The organism is Streptomyces camponoticapitis (assembly GCF_014646115.1).
Classification (GTDB): domain Bacteria; phylum Actinomycetota; class Actinomycetes; order Streptomycetales; family Streptomycetaceae; genus Streptomyces; species Streptomyces camponoticapitis.
This window is the reverse complement of record NZ_BMMV01000042.1, coordinates 1-12553: the sequence shown is the minus strand read 5'-3', so window position 1 is coordinate 12553 and position 12553 is coordinate 1. Positions and strand designations below refer to the sequence as shown.

At 66.8% G+C, this 12553-nt stretch carries 8 protein-coding genes and 3 pseudogenes; 10 read left to right on the top strand and 1 reads right to left on the bottom strand.

The window, feature by feature from the left end; all coding sequences use genetic code 11:
- Window positions 1-47 precede the first annotated feature (47 nt).
- The 3 genes from IEY79_RS36070 (at window position 48) to IEY79_RS36060 (ending at window position 2987) form a co-directional block, all read left to right on the top strand.
- Window positions 48-1523, top strand: a complete 1476-nt coding sequence (locus IEY79_RS36070) for an MFS transporter (protein WP_189111891.1) — start codon at window positions 48-50, stop codon at window positions 1521-1523.
- A gap of 231 nt (window positions 1524-1754) precedes the next feature.
- Window positions 1755-2390, top strand: a complete 636-nt coding sequence (locus IEY79_RS36065) for a nuclear transport factor 2 family protein (protein ID WP_189111890.1) — start codon at window positions 1755-1757, stop codon at window positions 2388-2390.
- Between the two features lie 435 nt (window positions 2391-2825).
- The gene (locus tag IEY79_RS36060) at window positions 2826-2987 is read left to right on the top strand and encodes a hypothetical protein (protein ID WP_189111908.1); all 162 of its coding nucleotides are present in this window, start codon (window positions 2826-2828) and stop codon (window positions 2985-2987) included.
- 15 nt (window positions 2988-3002) lie between these two features.
- Here IEY79_RS36060 and IEY79_RS36055 read toward each other — a convergent pair whose 3' ends face one another.
- The gene (locus IEY79_RS36055; protein ID WP_189111889.1) at window positions 3003-3320 is read right to left on the bottom strand and encodes a DUF6221 family protein; all 318 of its coding nucleotides are present in this window, start codon (window positions 3318-3320) and stop codon (window positions 3003-3005) included.
- 46 nt (window positions 3321-3366) lie between these two features.
- Here IEY79_RS36055 and IEY79_RS36050 point away from each other — a divergent pair.
- The 7 genes and pseudogenes from IEY79_RS36050 (at window position 3367) to IEY79_RS36025 (ending at window position 12117) form a co-directional block, all read left to right on the top strand.
- Window positions 3367-4132 (top strand): annotated as a pseudogene (locus tag IEY79_RS36050) (transposase).
- A 182-nt stretch (window positions 4133-4314) separates the two neighbouring features.
- Window positions 4315-5730, top strand: a pseudogene (locus IEY79_RS36045) (IS1380 family transposase).
- Between the two features lie 71 nt (window positions 5731-5801).
- Window positions 5802-7175, top strand: coding sequence for a glutamate decarboxylase (gene gad / locus IEY79_RS36040; protein ID WP_189111888.1), 1374 nt, complete (start codon window positions 5802-5804; stop codon window positions 7173-7175).
- A gap of 518 nt (window positions 7176-7693) precedes the next feature.
- Window positions 7694-7792: pseudogene (locus IEY79_RS37825) on the top strand (IS5/IS1182 family transposase); the annotation flags it as partial.
- 362 nt (window positions 7793-8154) lie between these two features.
- Window positions 8155-9216, top strand: a complete 1062-nt coding sequence (locus IEY79_RS36035) for a tellurite resistance/C4-dicarboxylate transporter family protein (protein WP_189111887.1) — start codon at window positions 8155-8157, stop codon at window positions 9214-9216.
- A 65-nt stretch (window positions 9217-9281) separates the two neighbouring features.
- Window positions 9282-11651 carry a molybdopterin oxidoreductase family protein gene (locus IEY79_RS36030; protein WP_189111886.1) on the top strand — a complete coding sequence of 790 codons (2370 nt, stop codon included), beginning with the start codon at window positions 9282-9284 and terminating at the stop codon, window positions 11649-11651.
- 7 nt (window positions 11652-11658) lie between these two features.
- Window positions 11659-12117: a hypothetical protein gene (locus IEY79_RS36025; RefSeq protein ID WP_189111885.1), complete on the top strand. Its 459-nt coding sequence runs from the start codon at window positions 11659-11661 to the stop codon at window positions 12115-12117.
- Window positions 12118-12553 lie beyond the last annotated feature (436 nt).

The following is a 12553-nucleotide window of genomic DNA, read 5'->3' as shown; positions in this document are numbered from 1 at the left end:
CCATCCACGGGCGCTTCCTCCACCCCGTACGAAGAACGGCCTTCCCCATGCCTGCACCAACGCATCCTCATCCTCGTCGCTGGGCGGCGCTGCTCTTCATCTCCATCGCCCAGCTGATGGTGTTCCTGGACAGCGCAATCATGAACATCGCCCTGCCATCGGCCCAGGAGGCACTCCACTTCTCCGACGGCGGCCGCCAGTGGGTCATCACCGCCTACGGCCTGGCCTTCGGCGGTCTGCTCATCCTGGGCGGCCGTCTGGGCGACTTGATCGGGCGCAAGCGGGCCTTCACCATCGGTCTGATCGGCTTCGCCCTGGCCTCCGCCCTGGGCGGAGCCGCCAACAGCCTGGGCGTTCTGCTGATCGCCCGGGCCGGACAGGGCGTCTTCGGCGCACTGCTCGCCCCGGCCGCGCTCGCCCTGATCTCCCTGACCTTCACCGATGCCAGGGAGCGAGCCAAGGCATTCGGCATCTACGGCGCCATCGCCACCGCGGGCGGCGTCCTCGGACTGCTCCTGGGCGGAATACTCACCGAGTACCTGAACTGGCGCTGGTCGATGCTCGTCAACATCCCCATCGCCGTCGTCGGCATCATCGGCGCCATCACCGTGGTGCACGACATACCCACCAAGGACAAGCGCACCCGCATCGACATACCCGGCGCGATCCTCGCCACCACCGGCCTAGTCGCCCTGGTCTTCGGCTTCTCCGAAGCCGAGAGCCGCGGCTGGGACTCCGCCCTCACCATCACCCTGCTCATCGCGAGCGTGGTACTGCTGCTGACCTTCCTGAGAGTGGAAGGCAAGATCAAGGCGCCCCTGCTCCCGCTGCACGTCCTCACCGAACGCAACCGGGCCGGCGCCTACCTCTCGGTCGGACTCGCCGTGATCAGCATGTTCGGCATGTTCCTCTTCCTCAGCTACTACCTGCAGCTCGTCAAGGGCTACTCCCCCGTCGAGGCCGGTCTCGCGTTCGTGCCGCTGGGAGCCGCACAGGCATTCGGCTCCATGGTCATCGGCACCCGACTGTCCGCCAGGATGCGTCCCGGACTGCTGATGAGCGGCGGCTACCTCGCCACCGCGGGCGGCGTCCTCCTGCTCGTCCTGCTGCAGGCAGACAGCTCCTACGGCCTGCTCGCCGTCGCCGAGATCATCACCGGCCTCGGCATCGGCACCGCTTTCATGCCCGCCATGAGCCTGGGCACCCACGGCGTCAACCCACGGGACGCCGGCATCGCCTCCGCCATGGTCGGCACCTCCCAGCAGGTCGGCGGATCGGTCGGCACCGCCCTGCTCAACACCATCGCCGCCAGCTCCACCACTGCCTACCTCCTCTCCCACGGACACGGGAAAACCGACACCGACGTCGCACTCGTTCACGGATTCAGCACGGCCTACTGGTGGGCCGTCGGCTTCCTCGTCCTTTCCGCGCTGTTCTCCCTCGTCATGGTCAACGCCCCCCGCCCGGACCTCAGCGCACCCTCCGACGAGACGTCCCAAGCACGACCCGCCCCGGTGCACTAGACCCCTAGCTACGTTTGTGGGTTGCCCGGTTGCCAGCTTTTGGTAGTGCCCGGCGTCGCCCAGAGGGTCTTCCCTGCCCTGCGGCATTCCGGCCGTGCGTGCGACAACCGCGACGACGCAGATCGCGCCGTGACCCGCACATCACTGATCCTCCGCACCGGCAGCCGACGGCTCGTCATGTCTCTGACGCGCGCGGCACCGGCATCCCGCGGAAACGAAAGGAACCACGTCATGAACGAGCAGAATGCCCGCAAGGGCCCCGCCTGGCGCTTGCGAATCGTCGGATCGGCCCTGGCCGCCGGACTGCTGGTCGGCGGCGGAGCCGCCGCCGTCGCGTTCAGCTCCACTTCCGCCAGCGCCGACGCCCAGCCGCGGACCTCTTACCAGTCGAACTCTTCTTACCGGGAGCTCGAGGCCAAGGTCCAGCGGCTGAACGACATCGAGGACATCCACCAGCTCAAAGCCCGCTATTTCCGCTTCGTGGACGAGAAGAAGACGGGCCAACTGGCCTCACTGTTCACTCGCGACGCCAAGATTGTTACCGATGGCACGGCGTTCGCATCACCGCAGGAGTTCGCGCAGGTGATCCATGACGTCATCGGTGCCGCACCGACCGCCCACTCGGGCTACATGCCGGAAATCGCGATCACGGGACCGCACACGGCGACCGGCATCTGGTCCATGCAGGACATTCTGAATATCCCGGCCGACACGAAGGGCGTCGAGGGACATCACGGCTACGGTCAGTACCGCGAAACCTACGAGAAGGTCAACGGCAAGTGGCTCATCAGCTCGGTGAACCTGACCCGCTTCTGGATGGAGTCGCTGCCCGCATGGTCCCCGCCGGCCACTCCGGCCGCCAAGTAAGGACCGTGGCATGCCATGCCGGGCGGCATGGCATGCCACTCTCGCTCCGGAACACCGACCCCACGGTTAAGACCAGAGCCAGGGCCGGCCAGACAAGGCGCTGACGTGCGTTGTCGGGGCTCTCGCCGTGAACCGTTGACACATGCAGGGCCCTGCGGCACATGGTCAACCGGATACTCGGCCAGGACGTGTGGGGGCCATCTACAGGGCGGCCTCAGCATCCTGCACGGCCACGCCGCCCCCGGCCAGGTGCCTCGCTGTTCACCGAACTATTTCGGGGGCACGGGAGCTGTTGGTGTCGCCCTCGCGCGCCTCCTGATGGAAGCCACGCCGCCGGACGGCGATTCAGGACCGCGACTCTGCGGTGTGCCTCGCACACGACCCGGGCCGGGAGTTCCCCACTGGAGTAACCGGTAGCTACCGAGGGGGAATCGGATGAGCGAGGACGAGCAGTCCGAGCCCAACCGTGACGCGGAGCCGACGCTGGCGCCCGTGCCCGCGCGGGGCGGCAACAAGGCAGCGCGCCCCTCCGCGCGGCCGGACGTGTCCTTCACCCCCGTGAGCAACGGCATGGACTACCTAAGGGCTGTCCCGTGAACGGCGATGCCCGGTTCAGGCTCGGGCGGGGAAGTCAGGATGGTCGGCGTAGGGCGAGGCGAGGTCACGCAAGTTGTGACATGGCCAGGGGTCGCGCGCGTGACGGGTCGGGATTCGCCGCTTGGCCTCGATCTCGCGCTGGACGCGGGCCGGGTCGTGCAGAGCCACATGCGGAGCAATCGTGGGGTCGAATCCGGGGAGGTCAACCTGACAGAAGTCGACCGTGTGTCCCTGGGCAGACGACTCCCCGCATCCGTCACCGTCGCAGCGCCGGGCCAAGTCCGCCTCCTCGTCCAGCCGCGACTCAAGGAACGTCACCAGTTCTTCAGTCATAGGAGCATTCTCGGCATTGCGTTGGGCACCATGAAACGATCTTGTGGTGGCTGGTGTGATCACGGTGGCGGAGCCGTCCTGGACAGCTCCGTTCACCGGGCTGAGCCCGTGGCAGTTCGGGAGGCTGGTGACGGTTCTCCTGCGCGAGGGTGCGGATGCGATTCGCAGGGGCCGGCCGTGGTGTCTGGCAGGAGGACCGGGCGCTGCTGGTCCGGGCCTACTGGCGCACGAACCTGTGCATGCTGCCCCAACTGGTGCCGCCGTTCGGGGTTTCCAGATCGGCGGCGGAACCGAATCATCGATCACCTCGGGCCGATGCTCGCCTCCAGCCCCGCAAGCGGTTCGCGAAAGACACCGTGCTGATCGTGGACGGCACCCTGCCGCCCATCCGCGATCACAGCACCGCGGAGTCCAAGAACTACCGGTACTCCACCAACCACCAGGTCGTCGTCAACGCCGATACCCGCCTGATCGTTGCGGTCGGCCGGCCCCTGCCCGGCAACCACAACGACTGCAGGGCATGGGAGGAATCCGGCGCCAAGGCCGCCGTCGGTAAGACCATGACGATCGCGGACGGCGGCCATCCCGGCACCGGACTCGTGATGCCCCACCGACGCCGTAAAGGGGAAGAACTGTCCGGCTGGAAACAAGCCCACAACAAGTCTCACAAGCAGGTCCACGCCCGCGTCGAGCGCGTCTTCGCCCGCATGAAGACCTGGAAGATCCTCCGCGACTGCCGCCACAAAGGCGACGGCGTCCACCACGCGATGCTCGGCATCGCACCGATGCACAACCTCGCACTCGCCGGATAGGCCACCAAGCCGTACAACAGCTCGCCGTCCCTGAGGCGTCTCAGAGATCATTTACGGGACAGCCCTCAGCCTCGGGCTTTCATGAGCGTGCCCGTCCATGACTTGATCAAATAAGCGGAGAGTGCTCCTGACCTGCAACGATGGGACTTGTCTAGGGTCCTGTCTAGGGCGGTGGCCGTGGGGTGGTCTCGCTAGCCGGGGCGGTGCTGCCTGTGGAGTCGGTCCGCAAGTCCGACCTGGACGACGCGATATCGGTGGCATTGACTCCGTGGCGCAAGCCGCGGGCAGTGCACGACCCGGGCAAGGTCCTGCTGGATGCCGCGCTCGGAGTCGCTCTGGGCGGGGACTGCCTCGCCGATGTCGCCATGCTGCGGGCCGAGCCCGACGTGTTCGGCCCGGTGGCCTCCGATCCCACGGTCTCCCGGCTCATCGACGCCCTCGCCGCAGCCGGACCGAAGGCGCTCACCACGATCCGGTCGGCGCGGGCCGAAGTACGCTCGCGGGTCCGGGAGTTGGCCGGGGCGAACGGTCCGGCCGCCGATGGTCACGTGATCGTCGACATCGACGGCGTGCTGGTCCTCGCGCACTCCGAGAAGCAGGACGCGACCGCGACCTGGAAGGAAGACCTTCGGCCATCATCCGCTCGTCGCGTTCGTCGACCACGGCCAGGCAGGTTCCGGAGAGCCGGTGGCCGCGCTGCTGCGGCCCGGCAACGCAGACTCCAACACCGCCACCGACCACATCGAAACCGCCCAACTCGTCCTGGCCCAGCTCCCCGGACACCTGCGACGGGGACGGGGCGGGCAGACACCGATCCGCACCGACTCCGCATGCGGCACCACGCCTTCCTCGACTGGCTCTCCCGCCGGGGCCGGTGGCTGTCGTATTCCGTCGGAATGACCATCACCGACGCCATCCACCACGCCGTCCTGAACATCCCGGAGAAGGCGTGGACGCCGGCCTACGACGCAGGCGGCACCGAGCGTCCCGGCGCCCGGGTCGCAGAGATCACCGACATGCCCGACCTCTCCTCCTGGCCCACGGGGACGCGGCTCATCGTCCGCAAGGAACGGCTCCACCCCGGAGCACAGTTGCGCTTCACCGACGTCGACGGCAACCGTCTGACCCGCTTCGCGACCGACACGAAGGGCGGCCGGCTCGCCACTCTGGAACTGCGTCACCGAAGGCGGGCCCGCTGCGAGGACCGCATCCGAAACGCCCGCGACACCGGTCTGCCAAAACCTGCCCCTGCACGACACTGCCCAGAACCGGATCTGGCTGGAGAACGTCTCCCTCGCGCTGGACCTCCTGGCCTGGATGCCGATGCTCGCTCTGACCGGCGACCCCGCCGCTGGGAACCCAAGAAGCTCCGCCTGCGGCTGTTCTCCGCCGCCGCCCAACTCATCAACACGGGCCGCCGCCGGTGTGGGACCCGGCGCCCACCCGACACGACAACCGGGCCCTCAGCCTGCCCCGCACCCGGAAAGACCGCACCGCGCAAACACAGAGTCCCCGCCAGCGAACCGACGAGGGCTCATGAACGATCGAGGTTAGTCACTCTTTCCCCTGCTGTGTCGTCGAGTTGTCAGCTCCAGTAAAAGGTAGGAATGAGCGATACATATTGCCAACGGCGGCAGGGAACAGCAGGTGCCGCACGGGGAGGCCGATCATGGTTGACGACGGTGTCGTAGCCGTAAATCCTCTTTTTGCCCGTCCGGGTGAAGCCAGGGTTGTAGACAAGTACCGGATGCCGACCGAGTCGATGCTTCCCGAGACGGCCTACCAGATCGTCCATGACGAGATCATGCTTGACGGAAACTCACGTCTTAATCAGGCGACGTTCGTCGGCACGTGGATGGACTCGTACGCTTCGAAGCTGTATTCCGAGTCCTTTGACAAGAACATGATTGATAAGGATGAGTACCCTCAAACCGCCGACATCGAGGGCCGCTGTTGGAAAATCCTCGCGGAATTGTGGCATGCGCCCGAGCCGACCGCCACCATGGGCACGTCCACCATCGGCTCGTCCGAGGCTTGCATGCTCGGCGGGCTGGCGTTCAAGCGGCGTTGGCAGTTGGCGCGGCGGGCAGCCGGGAAGTCGACTGACCGGCCGAATCTGGTGATGACGTCCGCAGTTCAGGTCGTCTGGGAGAAGTTCTGCAATTACTGGGACGTCGAGCCGAGGTTCGTGCCCATCAGCGAAGAGCACAAGTGCCTCGACGGGCACGACCTTTCCTCCTACGTGGATGAGAACACGATCGGTGTTGTGGCCATCCTCGGCGTCACCTACACCGGCATGTACGAACCGGTCGACAAAATCGCCGCTGCTCTAGATGCGGTGCACCACGACACCGGCCTCGACATCCCCATCCACATTGACGGAGCGTCCGGCGCAATGATTGCCCCGTTTCTCCAGCCGGACCTGGTGTGGGACTTTCGACTGGAGCGAGTTCACTCGATCAGCGTCTCGGGCCACAAGTACGGACTCGTCTACCCGGGCTTGGGGTGGGTGGTGTGGCGAAGCAGCGATCTGCTGCCCGAAGACCTGATCTTCAGGGTCAGTTACCTCGGCGGAGCCATGCCCACGTTCGCGCTCAACTTCTCCCGGCCCGGCGCGCAGGTGCTTCTGCAGTACTACCAGTTCCTGCGGCAGGGCAAGGCCGGCTACTACAGCGTGCAAAAGGCCAGCCAGGACGTCGCTCGTTTCCTCGCGCAGGGCATCGGCGTCCTGGACGCCTTCGATCTGTGGAACGACGGCTCGGACATCCCAGTTTTTGCCTGGCGGCAGACGGCCGGCCATACGGAGAACTGGAGTCTGTACGACCTGTCCGACCGGCTACGGCTGAAGGGCTGGCAGGTTCCCGCCTACCCTCTGCCCGACAACCTCAGCAACGTGACTGTCCAGCGCATCGTCGTGCGCAATGGACTGAGCATGGATCTCGCCCGGTCGCTGCTGGACGATATCCGTGAGGCGGTCGGCTTTCTCGACCGGCTCCGGGGACCGATGCCCTCAGAGGGCCAGACCCCTGGGTTCCATCACTGATGAGCGACTGCCTGGCCAGACTGTTTCCTCCGGATCATCTGATCGTTGGTCGTTGTCTGATGCGGAGTGGGCACGCGTCTAGGGCGTGTTTTGAAAGTGGCGTCGTCCGCCCGTAGGGCGGGGCTCACGGCGTCTGGTGCGTGCGATCGCAAGGCGGAGGATCGCCCTCGTACCGGGCGTACTCGGGCGACCCGACAACGCGGCGAGCGTGCGTGCCAGGCGCCGTGAGCCAGACGGGACTTTCAAAACACGCCCTAGCCGTTGCTGCCGGACCGGCACGCCGGTGGATGGACCCGCCCGAGCACTTCGGGTCTTGGAGAACGCCCACAACCGGTTGTTGCGGATGTGCGCCGTCGACGGCACCTGGCGGCGGGGCTTCACCGCGTTGATGGCCCAGGCCGACGCCGATGAGGACCTGAACTGGGCGATCTCGGTGAACTCCGTGATCGTGCGCGCGCATCAGCACGCGGCTGGGCCCGTAAAAGGGGACCCGGCCGGCGAGCCGCAACGACCATGCCATCGGCCGGTCCCGCGGCGGGCTGAGCACGAAGGTCCACCCGCGCGCGGCCGACGACCGGTGCAGGCCGCTGGCCTTCGGCCCGACCGCCGGGCAGGCCTGGCGCAAACGCCTTGGTACGTGCCCGTCCGAGGTCCTGCGGTCGGTGACCGCAGGGCTGGCGTGGGAGACACCTCTGCTCGGGTGTCCGCCGTAGCTGGGCCTTGTAGTCCTGCTGGGGCCAGATGCGGGGCGGTTTCATGGGTGGCCGGTTGGGGCACGGCCCGCAGCCCGGCCAGGGCGGCGACAGCGCCGGATCTCTGGTCTCCTTCTGCCCGCGGGCGTCGGCAGCGGCGGAGATTTCCGACCGCCAAATGCATCCCAAAATGCAGCACATGCGGCAATTTCATTACACACAGTGCATAATTTCTCTCCGGAGAGTCTTCTAACCGCGGAGGGGCCGGGTCGATGGTCCATCGGACTGTGAGCCATCGGATCCGCCAGGAGATCGCGGACCTGCACCCGGGCTACGCGGCCGTGGTGATGGCGACGGGGATCGTCTCCACGGGCCTGGACCTCTTCGGGGCAGACGTGCTGTCCGCGGTGCTGCTGGTGCTGGCGGCGTGCGCCTTCGCGGTGCTGCTGGTGGCGTATGCCTGGCGTGCCGTCGTCTTTCCGGGGCGGGTCGCCGCGGACGTACGAGATCCCGCGCGTGGCTTCGGTTACTTCACCCTGGTGGCAGCCCCCAATGTGGTGGGGCTGCGGCTGGCCGACGACCATCCGCTCGTCTGTGCGGTACTGGGGCTGGCCAGTGTCCCGGTCTGGCTGGTGCTCACCTATGCCGTTCCAGGCGCGATGGTGGTGGGCCGCCGCCAAGGCCCGGTGCTGCCAAGGGCCGACGGCAGTTGGTTCATGTGGGTTGTCGGCACGCAGTCGCTGGCCGCCGTGGCCGCGACCGTGGCCGCGGCGGAACCGGGTGTCACGTCCTCGCTGGCGCCGCTGGCGGTGGCCTTCTGGGGGATGGCGGTGGTCTTCTATCTGATGCTGGTCGGCCTGGTCACCGTCCGTCTGCTCGACGAACCGATCGCCCCACACGCCCTCAGCCCCACCTACTGGGTCTACATGGGAGCCACGGCCATCAGCGTGCTGGCAGGAGCCAAGATCCTGGACCTCCCGCCCACGCTGCCCATCATGATCGCGGCTCGGCAGGTGGTGTCCGGGTTGTCGTTCGTGCTGTGGGCTTTCGGGACCTGGTGGATCCCGCTCCTTCTGGCGTTCGCGGTGCGCCGCCATTTGGTGGCCCGGGAGCGGGTGGGATACGAGCCGGCGCTGTGGAGCATGGTCTTCCCCCTCGGCATGTACGCGGCGGCGAGTGTCTCTTACGGCCGGACCGCGGGACTTGCGTTCATGGTCGACATCGCACGGGTCGAGGTGTGGTTCGGCTTCGCCGCGTGGGTCGCGGTTGCCATCGCCATGTGCAGATCCTTCCTCCCGCGACGAAGCAGCGGAGGAAAGCCCGCAGTCGGAGCCCGACCGTCCGGCTGACCGAAGGACTGCGGTGACCGCCGGTCAGCGCATTGAAAAGGCACGGTACGAGAGGACAGTGGGACATGGAAACCGATCGCATCGCGGACATCTGGGGGAGCCGCACTCCGCATCCTGCGGGCAGCTCGTGGCCGAAGCGCGTCGACCAGTTCCTCTTGGACGGCGTCGATGAATCCGACGTCCAGAAGTGGGTGCGGGGTGCCTGCCTGCTGTGCTCCAACGGCTGCGGTCTGGAGGTAGCGGTCCGCGACGGGCAGATGGTCGGAGTCAGGGGCCGGGCCGAGGACCGGATCAACCACGGGCGGCTGGGCCCCAAAGGGCTCTACGGGTGGCAGGGCCAGCAGCGCGACCGACTGACCACACCCTTGATCCGTGAGGGCGGTCGACTGGTCGAGACCGACTGGGACACCGCCATGGGGCGGGTGGTCGAGCGATCACGGTCTCTACTGGATACCAAGGGACCCCTGAGCCACGGCTTCTACACCTCCGGCCAGTTGATGATCGAGGAGTACTACACCCTGGCGGTGATCGGCAAGGGAGGCATCGGCACCCCGCACATGGACGGCAACACCCGCCTGTGCACGGCCACAGCGGCAGCGGCGTTTCAGGAAACGTTCGGATCGGACGGCCAGCCCGGCTCCTACACGGACATCGACAGCTGCGACACGATTTTCCTCTTCGGCCACAACGTCGCCGAGACCCAGACGGTGCTGTGGGCGCGCATGCTGGACCGTCTCGACGCTTCCGATCCGCCTCGGCTTGTCTGTGTGGACCCACGGCGTACCAAGGTGGCCGAACGGGCCACGATCCACCTGCCAATCCGCAACGGCACCAATCTGGCGCTGATGAACGCCCTGGTGCATGAGCTGATCGCGCACGGCTGGGTGGACACCGATTACGTGAACGCCCACACCGTGGGCTTCGACCAGCTGGACCGCAGTACCCGTGAGACGACTCCGGAGTGGGCCGCCGAGATCTGCGGTGTGCCCGCCAAGGACATCCGGGCGGCAGCGGAGATCTTCGGATCGAGCAGCAACATCGTGTCCACCTGCTCGATGGGCTTCTACCAGTCGCATCAGGCCACCGCGTCCGCCTGCCAGGTCAACAACATTCACCTGCTGCGCGGCATGCTCGGCCGCCCCGGGGCAGGGATCCTGCAGATGAACGGGCAGCCCTCGGCCCAGAACAACCGGGAGGCCGGCTGCGGTCCCGCACTGCCCGGCTTCCGCAACTGGGACAACCCGAATCACGTAAGTGAGTTGGCCGAGTTGTGGAACGTCGACCCGATCATGATTCCACACTGGGCCGAACCCACCGACTCCAACGCGATCTTCCGCTACGCGGAACAGGGGTCCATCGGATTCATGTGGATCGTCGCCACCAACCCTGCTGTATCCATGCCGGACCTCGCACGCATCCGCCGCATCCTCTCTGGTGACCAGTGCTTCGTCGTGGTCTCCGACGGCTACCGCACCGAGACCACCGAACTGGCCGACGTGGTACTGCCCGCGGCGCTGTGGGCAGAGAAGACCGGAACGTACACCAACGTCGACAGGACGGTGCACCTGCAGGAGCAAGCCGTCGAACCGCCCGGTGAGGCGCGTGGTGACATGGCGATCTTTCTCGACTACGCCCGCCGGATGGGACTGACCGACAAAGACGGTCAGCCGCTGCCCGCATGGGACACACCAGAGCGGGCCTTCGAGGCGTGGAAAGCGGCCAGTGCTGGACGGCCGTGCGACTACACGGGGCTCAGTTACGCGAAGCTGCACGATGTCGGCGGTATTCAGTGGCCCTGTACCAGCGCGGCGCCGGAGGGGACCGAACGGCTCTACACCGGCGGGGTGTTCAACACCGACTTGGACACCTGTGAGTCCTACGGGCACGACCTGGCCACCGGCGCACCCCTCGGAGAGGTGGCGTATCGCGCGCGCAGGGCGGACGGACGCGCCGTCCTGAAGACCACCGAATACGAGCATCCCTTCGAAGAGCCGGATGACACCTATCCGCTGCGGCTCACCACCGGTCGCACGGTCTACCACTGGCACACCCGGACCAAGACCAGTCGTAGCCCACAACTCAACGCGGCCGCGCCCGCGATGTGGGTGGAGCTTTCCGAGCCCGATGCCCAGCGGCTTGGCATCAGCGAGGGTGACATCGTGCGCGTCACCTCCCGGCGGGGCAGCATCCAGGCCCCGGCCCGCGTCTCCCACCCCCGTGAAGGGGTGGTGTTCGCCCCCTGGCACTACGGGGGCGCCGACACCGCGGCCAATGAGCTCACCCTCGCCGGATGGGACCCGGTCTCCAAGCAGCCGGAGTTCAAAGTCGCCGCAGTCTCGGTCGAACGGATCGGCCCCGGCCAGGGCCCCGCGCCGGCTCCCACAACCACAGCATCCGCACCGGTACGCCCATTCGACGAGACGGCACGGAAGTAGAGACCCCATGCACCTCATCACCTATCTGGACTTCCTGCAGACGGCCGAGCAGACCCTCGGACACAGCTACCAGCTGGTCTCCGACGGCCATGTGCCCGACGCCGACGTGCACTGGACGACCGCCCGTTTCGGCGGTCAGTGCACCGAGCACGCGGCGGCGCTGGAGCCAATCCGATCGCGCTCCGAGACTCCGAACGAACCCGCCCCCGAGCGCCTTCACGCACCAGGACTGACCACGACGAGAACAGGTCCCGCCGGTCTGCTGCGCGACCTGCAAGACCTCTATCAGTTGGCCACTCTGATCGACATCACCTGGGAACTCATCGGCCAGGCCGGACAAGCCGTCCGCGACCGCGACCTACTCCGAGTTGTCGAAGACTGCGCTTCCGAAACCAGCGCCCAACTCGCCTGGCTGCGCATGCGCATGAAGGCTGTCGCCCCGCAGACCCTGATTGTGGCCAGCTGACGTCTCCCGTCACAGCGGCCGTCGGGCCGTCGGAATGTGATGCCTACACAGTTCGCCTTCGCCGGCGCCGGCCTGCCTTAACACCGTAGGTGATGTTGGTCTGTTGGCCCGTGGTGTTACGTGAGTCAGGCGGCCCCGGGGCCGCACGACCTCGTCGCGCGGTTTCTGCATCTCGGGCTTTTGGCGGTCGTTGCCAAGCTGCCAGGAGGTGCAGGTGCACGGCTTGAACAGACGGCTCGGTGTGGGGGAGGAGTTCAGGCTCGCGAGGCACTTGCCATTCCTTGCCGCCCCGAAGCCGCCGGCGCCGGCTCGGAGTTGAGGCGATGCGCGGACGAGTGCGCCCAGCGAGAGTGCGGCAGCGAAGCCGATCATCGAGGGCGCTAGGCAGTGTCTTCAAATGATCACCGCTGGTGGATCATGGTGTCGTGATACGTCG